Source organism: Streptomyces sp. NPDC006314 (genome assembly GCF_040613075.1).
In the GTDB taxonomy this organism is placed as follows: domain Bacteria; phylum Actinomycetota; class Actinomycetes; order Streptomycetales; family Streptomycetaceae; genus Streptomyces.
Genome location: NZ_JBEXRL010000037.1, coordinates 1 through 25,549 on the forward strand (window position 1 = coordinate 1; position 25,549 = coordinate 25,549).

The 25,549-nt window shown below is 69.6% G+C and carries 22 protein-coding genes; 2 read left to right on the top strand and 20 right to left on the bottom strand.

Going from position 1 to position 25,549, the window contains the following annotated elements; translation table 11 throughout:
* Nucleotides 1–725: 725 nt before the first annotated feature.
* Complete coding sequence (locus tag ABZ079_RS35625; protein ID WP_356943587.1) at nt 726–1,793, bottom strand: polyprenyl synthetase family protein; 1,068 nt, start codon at nt 1,791–1,793, stop codon at nt 726–728.
* 64 nt (nt 1,794–1,857) lie between these two features.
* Nucleotides 1,858–2,346, bottom strand: a complete 489-nt coding sequence (locus ABZ079_RS35630) for a hypothetical protein (protein ID WP_356943588.1) — start codon at nt 2,344–2,346, stop codon at nt 1,858–1,860.
* Nucleotides 2,347–3,151: 805 nt separating this feature from the next.
* On the opposite strand from ABZ079_RS35630, the gene ABZ079_RS35635 reads away from it, so the two are divergent.
* Nucleotides 3,152–3,571, top strand: coding sequence for a hypothetical protein (locus ABZ079_RS35635; protein WP_356943589.1), 420 nt, complete (start codon nt 3,152–3,154; stop codon nt 3,569–3,571).
* Nucleotides 3,568–3,750 carry a hypothetical protein gene (locus ABZ079_RS35640; protein WP_356943590.1) on the top strand — a complete coding sequence of 61 codons (183 nt, stop codon included), beginning with the start codon at nt 3,568–3,570 and terminating at the stop codon, nt 3,748–3,750. Before ABZ079_RS35635 ends, ABZ079_RS35640 begins: the two co-directional genes overlap by 4 nt.
* Before the next feature lie 118 nt (nt 3,751–3,868).
* Here ABZ079_RS35640 and pcaB read toward each other — a convergent pair whose 3' ends face one another.
* The 18 genes from pcaB to ABZ079_RS35730 all read right to left on the bottom strand — a co-directional run bounded on the left by pcaB (nt 3,869) and on the right by ABZ079_RS35730 (nt 24,981).
* Nucleotides 3,869–5,311 carry a 3-carboxy-cis,cis-muconate cycloisomerase gene (gene pcaB, locus ABZ079_RS35645; protein ID WP_356943591.1) on the bottom strand — a complete coding sequence of 481 codons (1,443 nt, stop codon included), beginning with the start codon at nt 5,309–5,311 and terminating at the stop codon, nt 3,869–3,871.
* Entirely contained in the window at nt 5,301–7,319 is a 2,019-nt protein-coding gene (locus tag ABZ079_RS35650) for an FAD/NAD(P)-binding protein (RefSeq protein WP_356943592.1), read from the bottom strand. The genes pcaB and ABZ079_RS35650 overlap by 11 nt, the downstream gene beginning before the upstream one ends.
* A gap of 90 nt (nt 7,320–7,409) precedes the next feature.
* Nucleotides 7,410–8,384, bottom strand: a complete 975-nt coding sequence (locus ABZ079_RS35655) for a ketoacyl-ACP synthase III (protein WP_356943593.1) — start codon at nt 8,382–8,384, stop codon at nt 7,410–7,412.
* Between the two features lie 339 nt (nt 8,385–8,723).
* Entirely contained in the window at nt 8,724–9,899 is a 1,176-nt protein-coding gene (locus ABZ079_RS35660; protein WP_356943594.1) for a hydroxymethylglutaryl-CoA synthase, read from the bottom strand.
* A gap of 4 nt (nt 9,900–9,903) precedes the next feature.
* On the bottom strand, nt 9,904–10,959 hold the full coding sequence (locus ABZ079_RS35665; protein WP_356943595.1) for a hydroxymethylglutaryl-CoA reductase: 1,056 nt from the start codon (nt 10,957–10,959) through the stop codon (nt 9,904–9,906).
* Nucleotides 10,956–12,047, bottom strand: a complete 1,092-nt coding sequence (gene fni, locus ABZ079_RS35670; RefSeq protein ID WP_356943596.1) for a type 2 isopentenyl-diphosphate Delta-isomerase — start codon at nt 12,045–12,047, stop codon at nt 10,956–10,958. Before fni ends, ABZ079_RS35665 begins: the two co-directional genes overlap by 4 nt.
* The gene (locus tag ABZ079_RS35675) at nt 12,044–13,156 is read right to left on the bottom strand and encodes a phosphomevalonate kinase (RefSeq protein WP_356943597.1); all 1,113 of its coding nucleotides are present in this window, start codon (nt 13,154–13,156) and stop codon (nt 12,044–12,046) included. Before ABZ079_RS35675 ends, fni begins: the two co-directional genes overlap by 4 nt.
* Nucleotides 13,153–14,208 carry a diphosphomevalonate decarboxylase gene (gene mvaD, locus ABZ079_RS35680; RefSeq protein ID WP_356943598.1) on the bottom strand — a complete coding sequence of 352 codons (1,056 nt, stop codon included), beginning with the start codon at nt 14,206–14,208 and terminating at the stop codon, nt 13,153–13,155. The genes ABZ079_RS35675 and mvaD overlap by 4 nt, the downstream gene beginning before the upstream one ends.
* Nucleotides 14,198–15,178 (bottom strand): mevalonate kinase, encoded by a 981-nt coding sequence (mvk, locus tag ABZ079_RS35685; protein WP_356943599.1) that lies wholly within the window; start codon nt 15,176–15,178, stop codon nt 14,198–14,200. The genes mvaD and mvk overlap by 11 nt, the downstream gene beginning before the upstream one ends.
* A 305-nt stretch (nt 15,179–15,483) precedes the next feature.
* The gene (locus ABZ079_RS35690; RefSeq protein WP_356943600.1) at nt 15,484–16,800 is read right to left on the bottom strand and encodes a cytochrome P450; all 1,317 of its coding nucleotides are present in this window, start codon (nt 16,798–16,800) and stop codon (nt 15,484–15,486) included.
* Between the two features lie 241 nt (nt 16,801–17,041).
* Entirely contained in the window at nt 17,042–17,953 is a 912-nt protein-coding gene (locus tag ABZ079_RS35695; RefSeq protein ID WP_356943601.1) for an aromatic prenyltransferase, read from the bottom strand.
* Between the two features lie 356 nt (nt 17,954–18,309).
* Nucleotides 18,310–19,176, bottom strand: a complete 867-nt coding sequence (gene metF / locus ABZ079_RS35700) for a methylenetetrahydrofolate reductase [NAD(P)H] (RefSeq protein ID WP_356943602.1) — start codon at nt 19,174–19,176, stop codon at nt 18,310–18,312.
* Nucleotides 19,173–19,307, bottom strand: a complete 135-nt coding sequence (locus ABZ079_RS35705; RefSeq protein WP_356943603.1) for a hypothetical protein — start codon at nt 19,305–19,307, stop codon at nt 19,173–19,175. Before ABZ079_RS35705 ends, metF begins: the two co-directional genes overlap by 4 nt.
* On the bottom strand, nt 19,304–20,287 hold the full coding sequence (locus ABZ079_RS35710; protein ID WP_356943604.1) for a carbohydrate kinase family protein: 984 nt from the start codon (nt 20,285–20,287) through the stop codon (nt 19,304–19,306). Before ABZ079_RS35710 ends, ABZ079_RS35705 begins: the two co-directional genes overlap by 4 nt.
* Nucleotides 20,288–20,447: 160 nt before the next feature.
* Nucleotides 20,448–21,659: a methionine adenosyltransferase gene (gene metK, locus ABZ079_RS35715; protein WP_356943605.1), complete on the bottom strand. Its 1,212-nt coding sequence runs from the start codon at nt 21,657–21,659 to the stop codon at nt 20,448–20,450.
* 230 nt (nt 21,660–21,889) lie between these two features.
* On the bottom strand, nt 21,890–22,963 hold the full coding sequence (locus ABZ079_RS35720) for a methyltransferase (RefSeq protein ID WP_356943606.1): 1,074 nt from the start codon (nt 22,961–22,963) through the stop codon (nt 21,890–21,892).
* Nucleotides 22,964–23,022: 59 nt separating this feature from the next.
* Nucleotides 23,023–24,609 (bottom strand): class I adenylate-forming enzyme family protein, encoded by a 1,587-nt coding sequence (locus ABZ079_RS35725; protein ID WP_356943607.1) that lies wholly within the window; start codon nt 24,607–24,609, stop codon nt 23,023–23,025.
* A 234-nt stretch (nt 24,610–24,843) separates the two neighbouring features.
* Nucleotides 24,844–24,981, bottom strand: a complete 138-nt coding sequence (locus tag ABZ079_RS35730) for a hypothetical protein (RefSeq protein WP_356943608.1) — start codon at nt 24,979–24,981, stop codon at nt 24,844–24,846.
* Nucleotides 24,982–25,549 lie beyond the last annotated feature (568 nt).

Here is a 25,549-nt window from a genome sequence, read left to right on the forward strand (position 1 = left end):
GGCTGCCCCCCCCGCGGGGGGGGGTGGGGGGGGGGGGGCCGCGCGCCCCAACCCCCCCACCACCGCCCCCCCCGGGGGGCCCCCCCCCCCCCCGCTTCGAGTGGGAGGGCGTCAGGTGCGTCACCCTTCGGAGTCAGTGCGGTTCCTGGTCCGGTTCCCGTTCCCTCGGCGGGGCAGCCGTGCTCGGGGAACTCGGGGTGGGGCACGCCGCCGTGTTCCCGCATGGCGTCGGCAGCGCCTTCGCCATCGAGAAGGGAGCCCGGAAGGGCCGGCGTCCGTCGCCCGGAGCCCTCACCCATGAGCCCTGCTGAGCAGACCGCGGCTCATCCCGCCGCGTCGCTTTCCGGCGGCAGCATGAGGGGGGTTTCAGCGGGACGCGAGCGGCAGGTCCTTCGGGGATCCGCTCAGCGCGGGCCGGACGCCCCGCCGCTCGCGCCGGCCGTCCTGGGCGACGGCCACCCGGCCGTGTAGGGGACGACGACCCCGCCGACCATGGCCCAGGCGTCGAAGACCGGCCAACGGTTCCATGTGACGTCCGTCGATACCACGCAGGCGGTGCGATGGCATGGCCGCGAGGTAGTGGCGCTGGCGGCCGCACACGTCCGGATGGTCCAGGTCGGGAAAGGACTGGGCAGGCGCGCTGCGGGGCCGTGCATGGCCGGCCTGGACTGGCGGCCGGGTCCACCGCCGCGCCGCCCGGGGGAAGGCGGGGAAGGAAGCCGGGCTCACGCGTTGCGGTACGCGACTCGCCTGGCCATGGCCGTCAGTTCGTTGCGCCATACCTGGTCGACGGGCGCGTCGGCGATGGCCTTGCAGCCCCGCTCGACGAGGCCGTCGATGTGCTTTTCGACATCGGCGGGAACACCGGTGTCCACGAGGCGGCGGCGCACCTCGTCGGGCGTGTGGCCCGGCTCTGTGATCAGGCTGTGGATGCGCTCGTCGCGCTGCATCGCCCAGCCCAGCAGCAGTGTCATCTTGTGTTGGGTGAAGTCGAGGCCGGTGGGCTTGCCGGTGTCCGCGGAGTCGCCGAAGGCGTCCAGCAGGTCGTCACGGAGCTGGAACGCCTCGCCCACCGCCTCGCCGTACTCCTCGAAGGCCGGAGCGAGGTCGTTGCGGCCCGCCGCGTTCGCGCCCACCACCAGGGGCCGGTGGATGGTGTAACGGCCGGACTTGATCTTGGCGATCAGGCGGGAGAGCCGGGGGTCGACCGAGAACTCGGCAGCCGCGTGGACGTCCATGTACTGGCCGATCATCACTTCCGAGCGGAGCTTGTTCCACTCCGGGACCGCCGAGGCCGGTGCCTCGGACATCAGCTCCCCGGAGTAGACGAGCGCGAGGTCGCCGACGAGGATGGCCACGCCCTCGCCGTACCGGCGTGGCTCACCCTGCCATCCGCGGCTGTCGTGCAGCGCCGTGTACTTCGTGTGGACGGTCGGCAGTCCGCGCCGTTGGCTGGAATCGTCCAGGACGTCGTCGTGGACGAGAGCGGACAGGTGCAGCATCTCCAGGGCCGCGCCGGCTGCCACGATCCCGGGATCGTCGGGGTCGCCTCCGGCGGCGAGATAGCCGGCGATGCAGAAGGCGGGCCGGATGCGCTTGCCGCCCGACGCGATCAGCTCGGACAGCGCGTCGATGGGGACGGCCGCCCGTTCCTCCACTCCGGCCCACACGTCGCGTTCGCCCGCAAGGAGGGAGCGCAGCCGGTCCTCGACGCGCTGAAGCAGGACGGTGCTCGTGTGGCGCGCCGAGTCGGCGGCCTCCTGGCCGGTGTCGGTGGTCATGTCCGAAGTCACACGTATCTCCTCGGGTTCACAAGCTCTGACAGAATGATCGGCTGCATGGCGCGGAGCGACCCTGTCAACGGATGGGGCCCAGGACGGCTGTGTAGTTCTCTCCGCCATAGAGGGACTCGTAGCGGATCTTGAGCGTGAGCCGCCGGTTGATCAGGTCCTCGACCTCGGCGTGGTTCTCCGGGTCGTAGCTCGCCACACTCAACAAGTACTGCTCGTAGTCGGTGGCGATGACCTCTCCCTGGTTGAAGGTCACAGCGGATGGGCGCACCGACAGGCGGTCGCGGACGCGGTCGACACTGGGCCCGTTCCAGGCGCCGAGCACTTCGCCGTCGACGGTGAGCGTGCTGTCGACGACGACCGCCGGCCCGAGTCCGGAATTGATGAGCCGGATCCCCGCTCTGCCTCCCGGCGGCCAGCCGCGATGCAGCTGGAGTACCGGGCGCACCGAGTGGCGGTTGTGTTGCCGCATGGCGTGCGTCTGGTAGACCGAGACGACCAGCGACGCGACGGCGACCACGACCGCGCATATCGCGGTGACGGTCTCTGCGTTCATCCCATCCCCCTGGTGAAGTCTGATCGCTCGGACGGTATCCGAACCGATCATCGTGTCCCAGTCGGGCCTTCATCGGTTGGTCCCGCCGCGTGGTCGACCTCAGGGCGCTTCTCATGTGGGGGCACTGGAGTGGGAGCGCTTCGGTGCCGTCTGACCAGGGTGCCGTGGCCTCGGCCGGGAGCGCGTCTGGCCTTGGGTGGCGATGGCCCCTTGGGGCGAATCTGGAGTTCCCCTTTAGGGGCGATGGACTGCGCATGGTGAACGTTGACACCATCAACTGTCCCGTGGAAACCTCCCTGTGCACCCATAGTTACGTCTGGGCAGCGTCGGGGGGTATGGAATGCACATGACGCGCTGTATCCACTGAAAAATCGGCGCTACTCGCCGGGCCGGACGCCAATCCTGTACGCAATTCCTCGTCTCGGGCCGTCCAGTCACAGCCGGGGAGTCTTCCAGAGATGTCCACCCGGGATTCGGCGTACCGGCTCTCCCTCTCTCCAGAGGCCATCGATTCGACTGTGACCGCGCGATCAGGTTGGGGCATGCACGTCATCCATGATGGCTGCCGGGCAGGCCACCTCATGAAGGAGATTGAATGGAGTTACACACCTGCTCCAGAACCCACACTCGGGAACCCGGCGAGGCGACCGGGTCCGTCCTCTGCGCCTCGTGCATCCGGCGGCTGAAGGGCAACCTGCGCGCGCTCCCCGGTCTCTACCAGGAGAGCCTGCACCACATATCGCCTGTGGCCAGACGAATGCACCAGACGCGAGTCTCCGGGAGCCGGAGCAGGGATCAGCTGAACATGTCCGCGCTCGACGCCCGGCACAACATCCTCACCATTCTGGAATCGTGGTCGGAGTTCGTTGCCGACGAACTCGGGAAAGTCGTCCCCACGCGCTCGGTTCCACATCTGGCGGATTTCCTGCTGAGCAACCTGGAGTGGCTCACCGCGCAGCCTCCGGCGGCTGATTTCGCGGACGAAATGGACGGTCTCCGGCAGGAACTGCTGCACACCATCGACCCAGACTCCAGTGAACTTCGTATGTTCACCTGGGAGTGTGTTGTGGACAGCTGCACGGGGACGATCGACACGTCGCCCCAGCAGATCGGGAACACAGACAGGAGAAGCATCCGGTGTTCGTCGGGACACAGCTGGGAAACCCACGAATGGATCACTCTGCGACCGCTCATGGAGCGGCAACGGAAGACCGTCAGCGCATGAGGAAACCGCCACGCCATCGGCTGGTGCCCACCAATGTGGCCGCACTCGCCGCGGGTGTGTCCGAAGCGACGATCCGCAAGTGGGTGAGCCGCGGAAAGATCACCCGCTACGGCACGCCGGGCCGGTCCGAGTTCGATATAGACGAACTCACGCAGATCGCACTGCGACGACTCGGTTAGGCAGGAACCGCACATCGTGGTCGCCACAGCATTCGCGCAGGTCGGCGGGGTATCTGCGGGTGTGACAGCGGCCCTTGTGAGCGTCGGGAGCCAGTGACGGGCACCCGACGCTCACCACTTATCGCCCGCCCGTCGAAGGCAGTGACCGGGACAGCGCGCGGTCCGTCAGCGGGCCCGCGGCCCCGGTGTACGCCGCCGGCTCGAACAGGTCGGTCAGCCCGGCGTCGGCGAGGACGGCCGACGCGCGGGTGTCCTGCCGCAGGACATCGGCCAGCGGCTCGCCGGTGCGCGCCGATCGGGCGGACGCCTCGTTCAGCAGGTCGCGTGCCTGGGCCTTGCCGAGCAACGGGGCGAGGACGACGGCGATCCGCTCGGAGACGATCCGCCCCCCGGTGATCTGGGCGTTGGCACGCATGCGCCATGGGTCCACCGACAGCTGGGAGACGAGTTCCACCGCCTGGTGCGCCGCGCCTCCGGCCAGCCGCAGCAGGGCGCGCAGGGGCTCCCATTCGGCATGCCAGGCGCCGGCGGACCGCTCGTCCTCGCTCGGCAGACAGCCCAGCACCGTCGCGGCGAGCTGTGGCGCTTGCAGGGCGGCGGACCTGATGGCCGTCGCCAGCACGGGGTTGCGTTTGTGCGGCATCGCCGAGGACGCGCCCCGGCCGCTGGGCCCCGGCTCGTGCACCTCGCCGACCTCGGTCCGGGTCAGGGACAGCACGTCGACGGCGATCTTGCCGAGTGCTCCGCACAGGAACGCGGCGGCCGTGGCCAGATCCACCACGGGCGTGCGCAGCACGTGCCACGGCACCAGGGGGGCGGACAGCCCCAGTTCGGCCGCGAACGCCTCCGTCAGTCCCTGGACGTAGACGGCCGGGTCGGCGTCCGGCGCGAAAGCGAGGTATCCGGCCAAGGTACCGGCGGCGCCGCCGAGCTGGACGGGAAGCCGCTCGGCGCTCACCGCGTCGAGTTTGTGCGCCGCGTCCAGGACGAGGTGGCGCCAGCCCGCGGCTTTGAGCCCGAAGGTCGTGGGCACCGCGTGCAGGGCCAGGGTCCGGCCCGCGATCAGGGTGTCCCGGTGTTCCCGGGCGAGTACGGCCAGTGCCTCCTCGACGTGTCGGAGGTCGGCGCGGATCAGCCGCAGGGCCCGGCCGGCGACCAGAACGGTCGCCGTGTCGAGGATGTCCTGGCTGGTCGAGCCGCGGTGCACATACCGGGCCGCCTCCGTGTCCCGGCTCGCCACCAGCGCGGTGAACTCCCGCACCAGCGCCACCACCGGGTTGGCGGACTCGCGCGCCTGCCGGGCCAGGGCGACCAGGTCCAGACGGTCGGCCCGCGCGGTCTCGGTGATGACCCGTGCGGCGGTCGCGGGCACCGTGCCGAGCCGGGCCTGCGCCCGGCTCAGTGCCGCTTCGGCGTCCAGCATGGCCTGCAGCCACGCCCCGTCGGACACCGCGCCCACGACAGGGGTGGCCGCCCAGACCGGTGACAGCAGACCGGGGTCTGCCTGCACCGGCGCCAGGCCGGCTCCCGCGTCCGCGGTGAGGCTGGTGTCAGTGGGCATGGGTCAGTCCTTGTCCTGGGTGAGCTTCCTGTCCGCCCTCGGCCGGCCCGCCATCGGTGGCCGCCGTCCCCACCGCGCCGGCCGCGGCCCGTCCGCCGGCGCCACCGCAGGCGAGGGCCGCGCGGGCGATGGCGTCCGAGTCGGTGAGTGTCACCGAGTTGACGCCGGGCCTGATGCCCGCGGCCGTGACCCAGTGCACCGACTCCGTGGGCACGCCGAACGCGAAGCGGCGCGGATGCGCCCGTCCCGCCGCGTCGATCAGGCGGAACGGGCGCCCGGTGACGGACAGTCCGTCGCTCTCGTATGTGCCGCCGGATCGCGTGCGGATGCGGTGGGTGGTGCACTGTCCGGTGGCCAGCAGATGGCGCAGCAGTGGATCGTCCGTGCGGCTCAGCGTGATATCGGGCAGGCGTGCCTCCACGAGCGCGTCCACCTGGACCTCGGATCCGGGCACGAGCGGCGAGCCGACGGTGTATCCGGCGTCGTCGGCCGCCACCCGCAGGTCCGGCCCGACCACGTTCAGCACGCCGGCCTCGATCAGGGCGATCATCTCCTCAACGCGTCGCGCGGGCGGACCGATCGACAGATACGCGTTGAGCGGGGTGTACCAGTTCTCCAGGTCGGTGCGGTACGAATCACCGTGCAGGCCACCGTGGTCGACCGCGAGGCGGATCTCGTTGCGCAGGTCCCTCATGACGTCGAGTGCGGCTTTGAGCGGGCCGCTGACGTTGCCGGCCCTGGCTTCCGAGACGTCCTTGCGCAAGTAGTCGAGGAGCCAGCCGGTGAAGTCCCACGGGCTGGTGAACTCCCGGTCCCGGTAAGGGCGGGCGAGCAGTTCCCAGTCCCAGCGGTACTTCTCGCCGATGCCGTACGCCGAGAGGACGGCGTCCTTCTCCCGCTCCCCCGGTCCGGCCGCCAGAAAGTCGTCATGGAGCTGCTGCGCCCTGGAGATGTGTCCGCGTGACGTGAACAGCGTCCGGTAGTAGACGGCCTCGACCTCCCGGGAGATCAGCGGCCACAGGTCCTTTCTGAAGTCGAGCCCGGAGTGCTCGTGGGTATGGCGCAGCTCCGCGATGCGCTCGGCGGTGAGCAGGAGTGGTTCATGACGGCCGTGCGGGCCTTTCTCGTTCTCACCCCGGGCCTGGTACGGGATGCCGCGCCGGGACCCGGCGTGGATCTGCGGCTCCCGTCCGCAAGGGTGGTACACGAGCTGTCCGCCGGCCCGCGAGAAGGAGCCGCCGCGACCGATGGTGAGCTCGGCCATGTAGTCGAAGAAGTTCAGCCCCAGCCCGCGCAGCAGCACCCTGGTGCCCGGGGACAGCGCGTCCAGGTCGACGTCTGCGGGGTTGGCCGGCGCGAAGTAGGCCAGTCCCGTCTGCCGTACCCGGGAGGCGAACTCCCGCTCGGCGGCGTTCGCGCGGGCCGGCAGGTGCCCCTGGCACAGGATCACGGCGTCCAGGCCCGCGAGCACGGTTCCGTCGGCGAGCACCACCCGCTGCAGGGATCCGTCCCCGGCATCCGGATCGTCGTCCAGGGCCACCGCGAGGGAGGCGTGCGCGGTGACCGTCAGGCCGGGGGGCGCGCCCTTGATGATGCGCTGATACGCCCACTGCAGATACCGGCCGTAGAACGCGCGGGTCGGGTAGGTGTCGGGGCCCAGCGCGCGGGCCTCATCGAGGACGTGGGCCGGATGGTCGTCGCCGAACCGGCCCGCGACGAGCGCCACGGCCCACTCATGCAGGCTCGGCCCCGGCTCCAGGGGTCCCCGCAGGTCCACGGAGGCATCGGTGAACACCGAGATCTGTCCGGCCACGGTGTTCATGAGCAGGTGACGGGACTGGTCGGTGCGCCACACCTTGCCGGGCCCGGGCGGGTAGGGGTCGACCACGTGGACGTGGACGGTACTGCCCTCGGGCTGCGAACGGGCGTTGGCGCAGAGTCGTTCGGCCACCGAGAGCCCGCGCGGGCCGCTGCCTATCACGCCCACAGTGCAATGTCTCGTTGTCATGGTTCCTGTTCCTGCCGATGTCGAGAAACACAGCAAGGGGCCGCGGTTGCCGCGCCGGACGGCTCGCCTGGTGCCAAGCGGGCGACGACTTCACCACTCGACCAGCGCGAATCCCGCCGCCATGCCTCCGCCGAAACCGGCCATGAGGATCAGGTCACCCGGTCGGAAGGCGCCCGTGCGGGCGGATTCGGCCAACGTGATCGGGATGGAGGCGGCTCCCGTGTTGCCGTAGTGCGTCAGCGAGAGGTGCATGGTGGCCCTGGACAGGGCCAGTTCCGCGAAGACGGTGTCGAGCATGACGCCGTTGGCCTGGTGCGGGACGAAGTGGCTGATGTCGTCGGGTCCGACGCCGCTCTCGTGGAGGAACTGCTTGGTCAGCACTGGCAAGCGGTCCTCGACGAAGCTGCGCACCGCCCGGCCGTCCATCGTGAAGTACTGCAGGCCGGCGTCCAGGGCGGCCTGGTCGGCGGGCAGCCGGCTGCCGCCGGCGGGCACCTCGATCAGACCCGACAACTCGCCGAAGCTGTGCGCGGTGACATTGCGGATGCGCGCTCCCCGGCCCAGGCCCAGGACCATGGCACCGGCGCCGTCGCCGAACAGGACGACCGTCCTGCGGTCGGCCGGGTTGAGGATGCGCGAGTACACGTCGGCGCCGATGACCAGCGCGTGGCCGCCCCGCCTGGCGAGGATGCCCTCGACCGCGGCGAGCGCGAACACCTCACCGGAGCACACGGCGTTGACGTCGAACGCGGCCGCGTCGACGGCGCCGAGCAGGTGCTGCACATAGGCGGCGGTGGGCGGCTGGGGCCGGTCGGGTGTGGAGGTGGCGACGACGATCAAGGACAGCTGGTCGGCGGTGATGCCGGCCGACCTCAGCGCGGCCCTCCCCGCGGCCGCGGCCAGGTCCGACGTGGCCTGCTCGGGGGCGGCCCAGCGGCGTTCCCGGATCGCGGTCTTGCGGATGACCCAGGCGTCATCGACGCCCGCCGCCGCTCCCACTTCGTCATTGGAGACAACTCGATCCGGCACATAAGCCCCCGTGCCGAGGACCCCGACTTCGGTCATGCGCCTGTCTTCCCCTCAGGTGGTCTTGAACTGGCTGTGCGAACGGCCGCGAGGGCGTCCGTTGCGCCGAGAAACCGGACCCGCGCACAAGGGCCCCGGCCGGCGGTCCTCGGTCGGACCACGAGGGGGCGCCCCTGGCGCGGTGAACGGTGCCCGGGGCGCGGGCCGGTGCGTTGCGGCACCGGCCCCGCCGGCAGGGCACTGTGTGCGGGGGCGATCAGCGACACCAGCGATCGGCTGGTCCTCGTCGTAGTGGTGACCGCGTGGCCTGCGCATGTCGATGGCGTGCAGGGGGGTGGCGAGCAGGCGGTGACATGCACGTACCGGACGTGTGTGGGGCTAGCGCGTCTCGTAGATGCGCTTGTGGCCGCGCAGGGCCGCCAGCCGGAAGGGGCCCGTGGTCTGGGCCGGGGTGGGGTGGTCGCCGCCGTCGACCGGGAAGGAGCGCTCGTGCAGCTCGCGGTAGCGGGCGTAGTCGACGGGCTTGCGCCGGTCGATCGCCTCGCGGTGTGCCTCGGTGCGCAGGTGCTCCCGGTAGCCGGGGACGACGGTGCCGGCGAAGAACTCGGCGACGCTGCCGGAGCCGTAGCTGAGGAAACCGATGGCCTGGCCGGTCAAGTCGTCCGCCTGGTCGAGCAGCGCGGCAAGACCCAGGTACATCGAGGCGGTGTAGCTGTTGCCGATGACGCTGTTGTAGGCCGTGGTCAGCCCGAGGTCACGGGTGACGCGGTCCTCGTCTATGTCGTACCCACAGTAGTTCAGCAGCTGACGGTGGGCCTTGTAGGCCATCTTCGTGAACGGCTGGTGGTAGCAGAACGCGGCGAACTCGTCGAGCGCGCGGCCGCCCTGCTCCGTGTAGTCCTTCCAGCTGCCCTCCACCGCCAGCAGATACGCGCTGATGGACTCCTGCCCGTCGACCAGGGCGGCCTCACGGTAGTTCGGCCGCCAGAAGTCCATGACGTCGGCGGTGAACACGCCCGACGGCTCCTCCAGGCGCACCAGCGCGGGATCGGCGCCGACCAGCATGGCCACGGCGGCGGCGCCCTGGGTGGCCTCCCCCGGGCTGTCCAGCTCGTACTTGGAGACGTCGCTGGCGACGACGAGGACCCGCTGCGACGGGTCGCGGCGCACCAGACCGATGGCGAACTGCAGGGCCGCCGTCGCCCCGTAACAGGCCTGCTTGAGCTCGACGACCCGGGTGGCCGAGGGCAGTCCGAGCAGCGAATGGACGTATATGCCGGCCGACTTCGCCTGGTCGATCGAGGACTCCGTCGCGAAGATGATCGTCCGGATCCCGTCGCTGCCGTGCCGTTCGATGATGGGCGCGGCAGCGGCCGCGCCGATGGTCACGATGTCCTCGTCGGCGGCGGGCACGCTCATCGACTGCTGGCCGATGCCCTTGTGGTACTTGCCTACGTCGGTGCCGTTGTACTCGGCGAGGGCCGTGTGCGGGAGGACGAACTCGGTCGTCGCGAACGACAGATCGTGAATTCCTATGGCGGAATCGTTGGCCATTTCCCTAAACACCAACCTTTGCTGTGTTGTCGCGTTCCAGCTGGACGTGTGCACGCATGAGTTCGCCCGGGTTCGTCTGGGCCGCAAGGAGGGAGAGTTCACCGCACAGCACCGTCGCCGCCGCGATGACGGCGAGTCGGCGCGCGTTCTCCCCGGGGGCGCGCTCGGCCCGGCAGCCGAGCCGGGTCAGGTTGGTCTCCACGAAGCCGAGCCCCTTGCCGTTGCCGACGGTGCCCACGATCAGGTTGGGCAGGGTGCAGGCGAAGTAGAGGTCTCCGTCCCGGTCCTCGGCCATGACGACGCCCTGGGAGCCCTCGACGATGTTGGCCGCGTCCTGGCCGGTGGCCAGATAGAAGCCGAGCAGCATGTTCGCGAAGTGGGCGTTCGCCGAGCGGATACCGCCGGCGAGCAGGGTGCCGAGCATGTTCTTGCGGATGTTCAGCTCGACGATCTTGGCGGCCGTCGTGTGCAGGACGCCCTCGACCACGTCACGCGGCACGAGCAGCTCGGTGACCACGTTCTTCCCTCGGCCGAGGATGCCGTTGATCGCGGTCGCCTTCTTGTCCGTGCAGTAGTTCCCTGAGATCGATCCGTAGGAGATGCCCGGGATCGTCTCCAGCAGGTGCTTGAGGAGCACGTCTGAGGCGAGCGTGGCCATGTTGTGGCCGGAGGCGTCGCCGGTGCTGAACTCGAACCGGATGAAGAGCAGATTGGCGTTGATCTCGTGGCGGATGCTGAGCAGCTCGGCGAACCGGCTGCAGGTGCGCACCACTTCGCGGAGTTCGCCGACGCGCGCGTCGATGGTGCGGGCGGCCGTCAGCGCGGTCTGCGCGTCCACCGCCTCCACCAGCACCGACCGGGTCATCCGCTCGTCGACGAGGGTGGCGACGATGCCCTGCTCGGACAGCATGGAGACCTTCGCGCCCCGGCCCACGGAGGGCCACAGCGGCGATTCGTAGGTGGCGAGCGGGACCGGGGTCTCGGTGGTGGCCACATTCCCCGAGATGCGCAGGGGGCCCACCCACCTCATCGGGACCCCGGCGATCGCGTTCTCAGTCATCGTGTGCTTCCCGTCATCTCGTGGGGGACGTCAAGGTTGCCGGAACGGCGGGCGAACGGCCGGGTGTCGATGCCCCGGTCGGCGCAGAAGTCGCGGAGCTCGCCGTGGATCAGGAGATCGCAGTGCGCCAGGTCGGCGGGGGTGCGCGCGCCCAGCATGGTCTGGAGGGCGGCAAGCTGGTCGAGCCAGGTCGATATCTGCGCGATCAGCGCCGGCACACCGCCGTCGAGCAGCGTGCGCAGGAATCCGCCGGAGACGCCGACGCCGGACGCGCCGAGCGCCAGTGCGCGGGCCACGTCGAGCGGGTTGCGCACGCCACCGGAGGCGAGGACGGGGATAGGGGCGTCCTGCGCGTCCAGGAGGCAGGCGATGGTGGACTGTCCCCAGCCGTGGAGGTAGGCGTAGTCGGCGAGTTCGCGCCGGCCGTTCTCGATGCGGGCGAAGTCGGTACCGCCCCGGCCGCCGAGGTCGGCGACCTGCACACCCAGGCTTTCCAGCAGGCGGACGGTCTCGCGGCTCAGCCCGAAGCCGACCTCCTTGACGATCACGGGCACGTCGACGCCGGCCGCGATCTTCTCGATCTGCGGGACCCAGGACGAGAACGACCTGTCGCCCTCCGGCATCACCGTTTCCTGGACGGTGTTGATGTGGATCTGGAGGGCGTCGGCCTGGATCAGGTCCACGGCCATCCGCGCCCTGTCGACGGAGGCCGTCGCGTTGACGTTGGCGATGACGAACCCGTCCGGGTTCTCCTTGCGCAGCACGCTGAACGTGGCGGCGCAGTCGGGGTCCTTGAAGTAGGCGCTCATGGACCCGGACGCGATGGGTACGCCGGTCTCGCGGGCGGCGATGGCCAGGTCCCGGTTGATGATGCCGGTCTTCTCGCTGCCGCCGGTCATCGCGTTGATGTACAGCGGCACCTGCCAGGAGATGCCGGCGAAAGTGGTGGCCAGTGAGACGTCCGGCCGGTCGAGGCCGGCCAGGGCGTGGTGGACGAACGACACCTCGTCGAACTGGTTGCGTCCGCTGTGCTGTTGGTGTTGCTCGACAGCGAGCCTGACGTGGTCGTCCTTGCGTTGAGCGATCATTCCTTGTTCCCTTCCGCGGCGGGACGGATCGGCAGGGGCACCACCCCGGCCGAGGTCCAGCGCTCGCGCAATTGAGCGATGTCCCGCGAGGCTTCGGCGTCCAGCAGCGCGATGCCGCAGTCACCGCCGCCCGCCCCGGAGGGCTTGGCCGCGCCTCCGAGGGCATCGGCGGCCTCGCACAGCGCCGTCAGCCGGGGCGTGAAGACTCCCAGACCGACCTCGTCATCCAGTCGAGCCAGCTCCCGCCGGGCCCGCCGGATCTGGGCCAGCAGCTCCTGGCCGTGTCCTCGCTCCAGAGCGGCGATCGCTGCGCGCACACAGTCGGTGGTGGTCTGAACGAACCTCTGGTGGGAGGCCGTGCCGCGCCAGGGCCGCCGGTGCAGGCCGGACACCAGGGCGGCGGTGGAGGCCGGGTCTCCGGTCCAGCCGACCTCCAGTGAGAGGCCCTTGGGCACCGGCAGCCGGCGCACTTCGAAGCCGGGCCAGGGCGCGTGGAGTGCCTCCTCGACGCCGCGGCTGCGGGCGAGGGCGAGCACGGCGCCCCGGTCGGGCGCCTGGTAGGCGATCCAGCCGCCCCAGGTGCTGGCGGCAAGGTCGCCGCCGGAGCCCTTGGTGTCGATCTCGGCGGTGGCGAGCAGGGCCAGCCGGAACCGCTCCTCCTCGGACAGCGTGAGGCCGCAGAACGCGGCGACGGCGGCCACCGTCGCCACGGTCACCGCGCCGCTGGAACCCAGGCCGTACTTGGTGCCGTTGTCGTGCAGACCGCTCTCGACCGACACGCTGAACGCCGGTGCGGGGTGTCCGCGTTCCGCCAGCAGGCGCGCCACGGTCTCGATCGCGGACATCACGTGGGCGAGTCCCGTGCGCGCATCCTGCTCGTCCTCGCCATACGGGCCGAGCCGGCCGTCCCGCCACCGCAGGCGCACGTTGCGCGGGCCGAGGTCGGAGGAGATCTCGACGCCCTCTTCGGCGGGGACGGTCACGGTGACGGTGATGTAGCGGTCGACCGCGACGAGGATCGCCGGGTTGCCGGGTTCGACCACCGCGTACTCCCCCGCCACGAACAACTTGCCCGGAGCGCGCCGGACGATGGTTCGCCGGAGCGTCATCGACCGTCCCCGTGCAGCAGGCGCGCGCCCGGCCCCGGCTTGGCGACGAGCACCGAGCCGTCCGTGACGGCGTCGCCCACGGTCTCGGCGATCCGGTCGGCGTCCGCACGGCGGCACAGCACCTTCACGTTGGGTCCGGCGTCCATGGTGGCGTAGGCCGCGATGCCGTCCCGCCGGAGCTGGAGCACTCTGTCGAGGACGCTGAGCGTGGCCGGCGACAGGTAACGCACCGCCGGGCGTGCCGCGAGCATGGTGGCGTGCATGCCGAGCGCGTTGCGCTCCGCGGTCTCCCCGACCGCTTCGATGTCGCCGGCGAGCAGTGCCGCGCGCATCTCGATCAGGTCGTCCCTGCTGGAGACGGCCCACGGCTCGTACAGCGGAGAGGTGTCGACGGTCCGCCGCATGGCCGCCCGGCTGGACACGGCCTTGGGGCCCGCGTTGACCACGGCGATGACCAGTGCGGGGTCGAGGTCTGCCGCGGGCACCGGCTCGGCGTAGGAGCCGAGGTCGGCTTCCGCCGCGGTGCCGGCGTCCAGGCCCGCGTGCCACATCGCGAAACCGCCGAAGATCGACCGGCATGCCGACCCGGAGCCGCGCCGGGCCAGCCGCGACAGGGCGGTGGCGTGGAGGTCGAGACCGTACGACGCCGCGGCGGCGACGGCGAGGGCGGCGAACCCGCTCGCGGAGGATGCGAGGCCCGCCCCGGTGGGGACCGTGTTCTCACTGTCCACGACGGCCCTGTGGGCGAGCCCGGCCCGCTCCCGCACCAGGTCCAGGAAGGCTACGACGCGGCGCCGTGCCTCCCCCTCGGCGGGCCGGCCGTTGAGGGTGACCTCGTCGTGCTCGGCCTCGGGGGCGAGACGGACGCAGGTCGTCGTCGGGAAGATGTCCAGGGTCATCGACAGGCTGTCGACACAGGGCAGGACGAGGTCTTCATCACGCTTGCCCCAGTACTTGATCAGCGCGATGTTCGGGTGCGCGATGGCGGTGGCACGTCCTGCGGTGCCCCGTTCCCGCACGCCGACCCCGGTGGTCCGGTGTTCAGAGTGCATTCTTGGCAAGCCCCTTCAGCGGTACGACCCACGTCTGCACGGCACCGGCTTCGTGGAGCTGCTGGGTGACCTCTCTGGCCTGCTCCGGTCGGGACAGGGCGATGACGCAGCCGCCCAGCCCGCCACCGGTGATCTTGGCTCCGAGGCTGCCTCCCGTGAGCGCGGCTTCGACGAGGGTGTCGACCCCTCTGGTGCTGAGTCCGGCCGCCCGCAGAAGGTCGTGGTAGTCCGTCAGCCGTGAGCCGAGCATCTCCGGCCTGCCGTCAGCGAGGGCGTGCCGAGCCTCCCGGGTCAGCCGCGACGCGCGGCGCACGAACCTCTCCTGCGCTCCGACGTGCTGCTGGAACCCCTCGCGCAGCAGCTCGACCGCGTCCCTGGTACGGCCCACGACGCCGCTGTCCGCGATGATGAACAGGCCGTCGCAGCCGATGTCCAGTTCCCGGACCTCGCCCGCCTGGAACAGCAGCGGGGTGGACGCGCCGACGGCCCGTGCGTCGACGCCGCTGGAGCGGCCGTGTGCCACGTTCTCGGCCGTCTGCACCAAGTCGAACGTCTCGCTCTCCGTGACCTCGCGGCCGTAGAGATCGGCGAGGGCATGGACGACCGCGCGCGCACAGGCCGCGCTGGATCCGAGCCCCCGGCCGTGCGGGATGGCGCCGTCGATGATCACGTCGAGGTGCGGGCTGTCGTCCACGCCCATGGTGGCCGTGAACTCGGTGATCAGCCGGCGCAGGCCGTCGGAGGCCTGTGTCACCATCGGCCGCGACGGGGAACCGGTCATCGTGAAGGACACGTCGCCCAGTCCGTCGGCGCCGCGGTGGGACCAGCCGGCGCTCGCCGTGACCGTCAGTTGCGGAATGGGAAGAGCGAGCGCCGGAGCCCCGTACACGACGGCATGCTCCCCGAGCAGAATGGCTTTGGCGTGGGCGCGACCGATGCCGACGGAACGAGCCCGGCGGTTCTCTGACACCCCCTCCGCTGAGGTCGGCAGAGTCAACGCACTCAACTCCCCTTGTCGTTTCTGCGGTGAGATCGCATCGTCCAGCGATTCAGGAGGAAAACGGAGAAGCCGCCGCCGCGGTTGCGGCCGACGGCGAAATCGGCACAGATGGGCATCGCCCCGGGCCGGGGCGATGCGGGTGACGCGAATCGGAGACCGGTCACCCGGGTGGCACCGGCGGTGGCCTGGACCACCGCCGGGAGGCGCAGGTGTGGAACCCCACGAGCAAGGCCACACACTCACCACCGGCGCCGTGCGCCTGGATGACCTTCCGGTTACCGTGGCTGGGGGACCATGAGAAGGCGGCGGGGATGAAGCGTGGTCTCCGGCGCTGTGCGAACACGGCTGTGGGGCTCGGTGCTCAGCTTCCATTCCTGCGTCACCACGTCGAGGATGACTTCGAGTTCCTGCCAGGCGAACGGTTCCCCTATGCATCCCTTCGACCCGATTCCGAAGGGAATATAGGAGGCGTCGACCTTGCCGGGGTGGGTCGAAAGCCACCGGTCGGGATCGAACCTACGGGGATGCGGATAGCGCTGGGGGTCCCGGTGCAGCAGATACGAGCTGAATACGACGTTCGTGCCCGCAGGGAGTGAGTGGTCGCCGAGCGTGACATCGGACAGGGTCTTTCGGCACGATATCCACACCGGCGGATAGAGTCGCAGAATCTCCATCAGGAACCGGAGGGTGTAGCCGGGCGCACCGTGATCGTGGACGGCGCTGCCGTTTCGCTTCTCGGTCAGGTCCTTGAGGAGCTTCTCCTCCACCAGAGGCTCGGTGGAGAGCACGTACAGGGCCCATGACATGACGGAAGCCGTGGTCACCGTGGCCGCGGTCAGCATCATGACGGCCTCCTCGCACACCTCGTCCGCCGTCAGGACACGGTTCCCCTTCTCGTCGGAGTCCGACAGGAGCGCCGAGAGGTAGCCGGCCGAGGAGCCAGAGGAGTCCAGGAGTTCGGCGATGCACACGGCAAGCAGATCCCGGAAGTCCTTGCGCGCCTGGGCCAGCCGCTTGGACGCTCCCGGTCGCCCCGCCCGGGCAGCGGACTTCCCGTACAGCGGCTTCCTGATCATTTCCCAGGCCAGCCGGGAAAGACGCTCGCTCAGCGCTTCCGTCGTCTCGGACGGCAGCCCGGTGATGAGGGTGCTTACGGCGATCGCACAGGAGATCCGGCACATCTCGGACTGGACGTCCACGGCATGGCCGGCGCGCCACGAGGACACGACATCGCGAACGATGCCGCGCATGACCGGAACATACTCATCGACCTTCGTCGACCGCAGGAACGGGTTCGCCAGACGCCGGTAGTGCCGGTGCATGGTTTCGTCTTCCGAGAGCATCCCCACCCTGCTGAGGTTCCTGGCCTTCCGGAAGAGTTCGCCCTTTCCGTAGTTCTTGCTCTCGCTCACCAAAATCCTGCGGACCAGCATCGGATCCTTGACGAACACGGCGTCGACGCCGTCCACTGTCAGGTCGCGAAGCGGGTGCCCTCGAAGAAGGCTCTCCATTCGACTGAATTGGAACGCCGGACTGTCATGTTCGTGCGGATCGTTCGAGTATGAGGTTGCCGAGTTCGTCTGACTCTTCATTGCGCTCACCTCTCGTACACAATTCTGTGTGTATTCCGTAACTGAGAAGCCAGAACCTGGCGGGCAAGTCGGATCCGGCGCAGGTGAGGGCGCCGGCAGGTCGTGCCCGAGCCGAAGCCGCGCTCTTTCGCGGCCCGTGTACGGCCCTCACTGCCGAACCGCCTCGTTGCGTGAGCAGCTCAAAAAAGAGAACCCCGCGGGAGGCGGGGTTCTCTGAGGGGACGTCAACCGCTCACGGCGTTTATGCGGATTCCTTGTCGCGAGCGGCGATGTAGGCGGTGTTCAGCCGACTGACGGAGCGCCAGCGGTAGTACGACTGCAGCTTGTAGTACTCCTCGCCGGTGGACGTCACGGCGGCGTAGACCATCTTGGGGTCGTCGACACCGTACGGAACACTCTTGACGAAGTGCTCGACCTTGGTGCCGAGCCGGGCGAAGAACGACATCGGATCCTGGGTCTTCACTCCGTAGGAGATACGCTCGATCTTCGGGGAATCCCAGTTCAGGGTGGTGTAGAGCCCGAACGACTTCTGGCAGAAGTTGAACATCTGCTCACTCGGGTTCGGCAGTCCGATGTCCCGGTGCATCGCCAGGACGGTCTCTTTCTCGAAGCATTCCTTGGGCGCCGCGAAGTACACGTTCATCGTTCGGCTCTGGTAGTCGATCCCGATCACGTCCACCTTCTCGGCCAGGCCGTAGCGGGTGAAGAAATCGACGTTCTCGGCCAGGCTCCGCGGCATCGACGGGAGGCCGGTGAGCCTGGCCAGGGTCTCATGCTCTCCGCCCGGGAAGTACGCCCAGACCTTCTTGAACCCGGCGATGACTCCGAAGTCGACGCCGTAACTGTCGATGGGGCAGAGCTGCTGGATGTCCGAGAGCAGAGCGCCGACGGGGTGGTCCGTCTCGGCGATCAGCCCCTTCGACAGGGCGACGGCGTACGGATCGACCTCCTTGGGAAGGGTGAAGCGAGCGTCGAACTCGCCTTCGTGGCGCGCGTTGGTGGCCACCCTGAAAGCGATCACGGCCTGTGGAAGTGCATCCTCGAACGCGGTCAGGATGGGCCAGACCTTGTCGCGCGAGGTTTTCACGTCCAGCAGGCCGGCTGACTTCTCAATGGCTGAGTAGACACTAGCCACATCGACTGTTCCCGACATGATCACTCCAAAGAGTCAGTCTCGGTGCCTGATTGGATTACGCAAGCTATGCGCCGCAGACCGGGGCATCACGAGCCCGAACCGAACAGGACGATTCCGGGCAGCGCACGAGGAGCGTCAGCCCTTGATCATGGATGCGCAACGGAGTGCCGGCTCTGACAGCCCGAGTCACGGGCCGGAAGGTACTGGGCACAGGCCCGGATGAACACCGAACTCGTCGGCGGATTTCGGGCAGGGGAGGCGTGCTCAGATCGTGACACGATCGGCACCTCGAAAGCAAGGGTGCCCGAAAGTGCTCTGGGTCACGGCGTGTTGAGAGACCGGTCACGCCCGCGTGATCGGTGTACCGACGGAACTCAGCAGGCGTTGAGGACCCTTGTGCTGGGCGAACTCAGTACGTTGCGGTGGATGTCCAGGGCCGCCGTGGACTTGTTGAGGGTGATGTAGTGCAGGCCGGGGGCGCCCTCGGTGAGAAGGCGTTCGGCCATGACGGTGGCGTACTCCACGCCGATGCGGTGGCCGTCCATGGGGTTGTTCCGGACCGCGTACAGGCGACTGGCGAGGTCCTCGGGAAAAGCCGCGTCGGAGAGTTCGGCGAAGCGGGCGATCTGCCGGTGATCTGTGGCCGGCATGATCTCCGGAATGATCGGGACGTCACAGCCGGCGGCGGCTACCCGGTCGCGCAGCCGCAGATAGTCCTCCACATGGAAGAACATCTGCGTGATGGCGTAGTCGGCGCCGGCCTTGCACTTGGCGACGAAGTGCCGGATGTCGGAGTCCCAGTCCGCCGAACGCGGGTGCTTCTCGGGGAACGCCGCCACCCCGATCCTGAAGTCGCCCAGCGAGCGGACCAGTTCGACCAGTTCGTAGGCGTACCGGAAGCCCCGTGGGTGGGCCGTCCACGCGCCCTTAGGGTCGCCCGGCGGGTCACCGCGCAGCACCAGGACATCGCGGATGCCCGCGTCCGCGTACTGGCCGATGATGTGCCGCAGTTCGGCCACCGAGTGGCCGACCGCGGTCAGATGGGCGACGGGACGCAGGGTCGTCTCGGCGGCTATGCGCCGGGTGACCGCCACCGTCCGGTCCCGTGAGGAGCCGCCGGCGCCGTAGGTCACGGACACGAAGTCCGGCCCGAGCGGCTCGATCCGGCGGATCGCCTCCCACAGTGTCTGCTCTCCCTTGGCCGACTTCGGCGGGAAGAACTCGAAGGAGAAGGTCGTCACGCAGGGCCTCCCTCACGTACGGCGATCTCGTACTCGGCCGTCGCCGTGGCGTTCATGCCGTCGGCGGCCGTCCCACGGGTGACCGGCGCTTCCCTCGGATCGGTGGCGCGCCGGCGCTGTACCGTGCTCACGACCCACCCGCCAGGTGAGGCCCGATGGTGCGGGCCGCGTCGTCGCCGTACGTCTGCCCGATGCGGTCGACCAGGTCGGCGGCGAGCAGCTTGTACTCCTGGGTGCCGACCGATTCCAGAACGGTGGTGGCCAGGGCGCAGCCGAGCCGGGCGGCCTGCTCCGGCGGCAACTCCCAGGCGAGGCCGGCGAGGAAACCGGCCCGGAAGGCGTCACCGGCACCCGTCGGATCGGCGATCTTCTCCGTGGCTACGGCCGGGACGTGCAGCCGGGGTGTGCCGGAGCGAGCCAGCGCCACGCCCTCCGCGCCCAGCGTGGTGATCCAGGTGCCGACCCGGCCCAGCAGGTCCTCGTCGCTCCAGCCGGTGCGCTCCAGCAGCAGGGCGGCCTCGTACTCGTTGGTGAACAACCACGTCGCCGCGTCCACCAGTTGGCGGACCTGCTCGCGCTCGAGGCGGGCCAGCTGCTGGGAGGGGTCGGCTGCGACGGGGATGCCGAGGCGGTGGGCCGTGGCGGTGTGCCGCAGCATGGCCGCGGGGTCGTCCGCGCCGACCAGGACGAGCGCGAGCTCGCCGGTGCGGTCGGCGGTCTCGGCCAGGTCGATGCGGGGGGCCTCGGCCATGGCACCGGCGTAGAAGGTGGCGATCTGGTTCTGGTCCTCGTCGGTGGTGCAGACGAACCGCGCGGTGTGCAGGGTCTCGCTGACCCTTACGGCGGTGGTGTCGACGCCGTTCGCCCGCAACCAGGCGTCGTACTCGGCGAAGTCCCGACCCGCCGCGCCGACCAGGAGGGGGTCGAGACCCAGCAGGCCCAGACCGAAGGCGATGTTGGCGGCGACGCCGCCCCGGTGCACCTCGAGCCGGTCGGCGAGGAACGACAGCGAGACCCGCTCCAGCTGGTCCTTGATCAGCTGCTCGGCGAAACGCCCTGGAAACACCATCAGATGGTCGGTCGCGATCGATCCGGTCACGGCGATACGCACAGCTCGTGCTCCTTGAACCTCTGGGCGGGACGATCCGGGCCGGTTTCGGCGGAGGGAACGACTGGGCTTGCGGTGAAATCAGCGGGGAGCGGTGGGACGGGGGGTGGCCGCCGCTCCCCGCTGGCTGTTGCGCCGGGACGGTCCCGGCGACGGCGCGCGGTCAGCCGGCCGCGGCCGCCTTGCGCAGCGCGTCGGCGCGGTCGGTGCGCTCCCAGGTGAAGTCCGGCAGCTCACGGCCGAAGTGACCGTAGGCAGCGGTCCGGGAGTAGATCGGGCGCAGCAGGTCCAGGTCGCGGATGATCGCGGCTGGACGCAGGTCGAAGACGGAGGTGATGGCCTCCTCGATCTTCTCGACGGCGACCGTGTTGGTACCGAACGTCTCGACGAACAGACCCACCGGCTCGGCCTTGCCGATCGCATACGCCACCTGCACCTCGCAGCGCTCGGCGAGGCCGGCCGCGACGACGTTCTTGGCGACCCAGCGCATCGCGTACGCTGCCGAACGGTCCACCTTGGACGGGTCCTTGCCCGAGAAGGCGCCGCCGCCGTGCCGGGCCATACCGCCGTAGGTGTCGATGATGATCTTGCGGCCGGTCAGACCGGCGTCACCCATCGGGCCGCCGATCTCGAAGCGGCCGGTCGGGTTCACCAGCAGGCGGTACTCCTCGGTCTCCAGCTTGATGCCGTCGTCGGCGAGCTGCTTCAGGACGGGCTCGACGACGTGCTGGCGGATGTCGGGGGTGAGCAGCCCGTCCAGGTCGATGTCGCTCGCATGCTGCGAGGAGACCACGACCGTGTCCAGGCGGACCGGGCGGTTGCCCAGGTACTCGATGGTGACCTGGGTCTTGCCGTCGGGACGCAGGTAGGGGACGGTGCCGTCCTTGCGGACCTCGGTCAGCCGGCGCGAGAGGCGGTGGGCCAGTTCGATCGGCAGCGGCATCAGGGCGGGCGTCTCGTTGGTCGCGTACCCGAACATCAGGCCCTGGTCGCCCGCGCCCTGCCGGTCAAGCTCGTCCTCGTCGCCCTCGACCCGGGTCTCGTAGGCCGTGTCGACGCCCTGCGCGATGTCCGGGGACTGCGCGCCGATGGACACGGAGACGCCGCAGGAAGCGCCGTCGAAGCCCTTGGCGGAGGAGTCGTAACCGATGTCGAGGATCTTCTCCCGCACCAACGTGGCGATGTCGGCGTAGGCGGCGGTGGTCACCTCGCCCGCGATGTGCACCTGACCGGTGGTGATCAGGGTTTCCACCGCGACGCGCGAGGCCGGGTCCTGACGCAGCAGCGCGTCGAGGACCGTGTCGCTGATCTGGTCGGCGATCTTGTCGGGGTGCCCCTCGGTCACGGATTCCGAGGTGAACAGGCGGCGGGACATGGCACTCCAAGGCATAGGTGGGTGGTCACGGGTCAATGCATGAAAACGCCCTGACTATCTAGGCGTTGGATCAGTTCTCCGCGTCGGCTTCGGGCCCGGGAAGGTGTCCGGGATGATCTCCCGGTTCCGGGCGAGCCGGCGCGGAACCGCGGGTCCCAGCGGTGCGCCCGGATGCCGGTCCGGGCGCACCGCGATCCAGGAGAGGTTGCGTGGGGTGCGGACTCGGCCGTTCACGCGACCTTTGTCGCGGACAGGATGGCCTGGACCGGGATGACGTCCGGCGGAATCTCGGAGGCGTCCTTGGTGATGGCCTTCGTCACCTTGAACCCGCACTCCTCCAGCCAGCCCTGATAGGTCGACAGCTTCTGCGGGCCGCCCTGCCCCATGGCGCAGCCGATGAAGAAGGCCGGGAAGAAGTCGACGTTGTAGTTGTCGGTGTCCGTGATGTCCTCCGGGTACACCGGCACCATGATGTTGACCTGACCGCCGACCTCCAGGGACTCGTTGACGCCCTTGAGGATCCTGACCACGTCGTCCTTGTCGAACATGTCCAGGAAGTGCTTGATCAGGACGATGTCGAAGCCCTTGGGGACTCCGTCGAAGACGTCACCGCCGATGAAGGAGCAGTGCTCCGCCACACCGTGCGCCTTGAAGTTCTCCAGGGCCTCGTGCTCCTTCTCCGGCAGGTCGAAGGTGGTGACCCGAAGCCCCGGAGAGGCTTTGTGCTCGTAGGTGTGGATCGCCCCGAGACCGGTGTTGCCGGCGAGGTCGAGCACCTGGGCGCCGGCGGGGATGTCGACGTTGGCGAAGAACCAGGGGTCGATGTTGGCGGTGACCGTGTTCATCAGGTTCGCCCAGGCGTCCCGCAGGTCCCGGTGCTCGGCCACAGCGCCGTACAGGGTGCCTTCGCTCACCCCGTACAGCTCCTTCAGGCCGACGAGTGTGCCGGTCCGGGTGCTCTCGCTGAGGTAGAACAACTGCCGCAGCGCCACCACCTTGATCATGTTCATGTAGGCGAGAGCACGCTTGAGATCGCCCTCGGCGACATCGGCGAGGGCGTCGAGGGTGTAGCCGCCGGACGCCTCGTCGTGGGTGACGAAGTGCTCCTTGACCAGCAGAAGAAGCAGCTGCTCCACCGCATCCGCCTTGGCGCCGATCGCCTCGCCCAGCTCGGCCGCGGTCAGGCCCGGGGTCTCCCGGATCTTGTCGACGAGGCCGAGTTCGAAGCTGGACAGCAAGGTCATGAACCGCGAGGGGCCCACCATGTACTCACGGAATCGTGCGAGCGTGGCTTCCGGTGTCATTGGACTCGTCTCTTTCGAGTAGATGGTTTCCACTGCCGTGGCGGTCGGCTGGTCTCGGGTCACGCCCGGTCCCTGAGCTGGTCCTTGAGCCGCTCGGCCAGCGCGAGTCGCTGAACCTTGAGGGTGCCGGTGCGGGGCAGTTCGGCCTCAGGGATCTGGACCGGGTCGGCCAGCTGGGGGAAGTCGGCGACGGCCGCACGCCAGCGGTCCGGATCCAGCGGCTGGTCGCCGTGGGTGCAGAGCACCGGGACGGCCTCGGAGTCGGGGCCCTGGACCACGACCAGCTCGCTCAGTTCGTGCAGCTTGCCGAGGACCAGGTCCTCGACCTCAAGGGAGCTGCGGACTCCGGGGATCATGTCGACCTCGCGGTCGAGCATGTGCAGGCAGCCGAACCTGGTGAAGTAACCTACGTCCCCGGTACCCCACCAGTCGCCGTCCCGGTTGCTGTCGTAGCGCTCCTGCTCGGCGAAGTACGTCTTGGCCAGGCCGGGCCAGGAGACCTCGATGCGCCCGGGGTTGTGCTCCGTCGGCCGCTTGCCGTCGCGGCTGACGACGCGGACCTTCGCCGAGCCCACGGGCATCTGCCAGCCGACGCAGCGGCCGTTGGCCTTGTGGGCGGAGTTGCGGAAGTAGGCGCGGCCGACGGCGGGCCCGACCTCGCTCTGCCCATAGATCTGGAAGAACAGCGCGCCCCGCCGCTCGGACGACTTGAGCAGCCGGCTCATCGTCCCGGGGTGGATCGCGTCGAAGGTGCTGCTGAAGTACTTCACCGAGGCGAACGGCTTGCGCGGGTCGTCGGACAGACCCTCCCACGCCATCAGCGAGTTGGGCAGGGCCTCGACGAGCCCGGGCCGGTTCTCGAGGAACAGCTCGGCGACCGTGTCGGGGTCCGACTCGTTCATGAGCAGCACCGGCATCTCCTTCAGGAGGGCCAGGGCCATCGCCGCGACATTCCGGGAGTGCACGAAGGGGATGTGGATCGCGACGTTCTCCCGCTTCCGCATGAGGGAGAGCAGCCGCCACTGCGGCTTGAGCCGGATGCCCTGGGTGCGGGGCGTGTGCACGACCAGCTTGGGCAGCCCGGTGGTGCCGGAGGTGTGGGTGATGACGGCGGCCTCGTCGATGGGCCGCACCACCGGCTTGACCCGTGGCGCCCCGGCGAGCGTACTCAGCGATATGGTCTGCGGCCGCTCACCGGACACGATGATCACCCGCCGGGTCAGATCCGCCAGCGGCAGCTCGGCCAGCACATCGAGCTTGTGTCCGTCGGTGAGCAGGTTGGGCCGGTCGACCCGCCTGAGCAGGGCACCGACCGTCAACGCGTCCAGGCTGGGTGAGAGCATCACGGGCACCGCGCCGATCCGCGACGCGGCACAGGCCAGCACCCACACGTCGGCGTTCGCCTTCTTGTGGAGCACGATGTGCTGGTCGGGCCGCACACCGGCCGCCCACAGACGGGCCGCCAGGTCGTCGACCAGCTCGGCGAGCCGGGAGACCGTCAGATGCCGGCCCACCTCGGGAAGTACGTCCAGATCGTGGTCGAGAGTGATCGGCGTCGCCCCGTTGACGGCCGCGGCCATCGCCGGCAGCAGGCCGATGTGAAGACCGCGCTTCTGTATCGATTGATAGGCCACTGAGCCCTTCATCGGGCTGTCTCCTTTACGGTGATCGGTGGACGTTCGGGCTGTCGCCGTGCGGGTGTGGGTGCCCGGGGGCGCATACATGGGCGCCGAGGGCATGGCGCCCTTCCGGTCGAGTGGGCTTGCAGGCGCGTCGAGGCCGGTCGGCCCGTCAGGGACGAGAGCGGCTCGGAGTGCCCTACCGCCGCGCGGATGCGCCGAAGTGCGTGACGCGTCGGCTCGTCGGAAGGAGCGGGGAACTCAGCGGCTCCGCGCCACCACGACAGCGAGGGCGAGCAGGACCGCGTTCACCGCGATCGGCTGGGCTTGCCGGCGGCGGAAGTGGGTGATGGCTGCGTCGGCCGTCTGCGGCACCGCACCCGCGGCCTCCGAGAGCACCGGAAGTGGCGTGAAGCCGATGGGGCGCGGACAGGATCAACCGGCGGGGCCAGGGCCTCGGGGCGGCGCTGCCCTGAGGGTGCCGGCACCGGAGCCCTCGGCCCGGCCCGGCCGGAGACCGCCTGCTCGTGCGCGGAACGGGCCCGCCTCGTGACGTCGGCGGCCAGGGAGGCCGCGTCCACCATCCCCAAGGTGATCCGGAGCGCGGTTCTTGAGGGTTCTCCTCGGCGGCACGGCTACAGCGTGCATCGCGCCCGGGGCAGGCGTGCCCGGCCGGGCACGGCCTCCGTCGGGCGGGGACGGGTGCGCAACTTCGCCGCGAACGGCCGCGGCGGCGGCCCCGGGCGCGGATGCCAGGGACCGCCGCTGCGGCGGTGTCTTCGGTCCAGCGCGGTCACGTCGTCCGGAGCGACGTCACCCGCGGGTCGTCAGGAGGCCGAGCGGCCGGCCTTCAGCGCCGCCGCGGTTTCCGTGACACGCCGGGCCTGGTAACGGATCGCCTGCAGAGTCTCGTCGCTGGGCGCGCCGGCCCCGGTGGCGGTGCCGTAGGGGGTGCCCGTCTGGAACT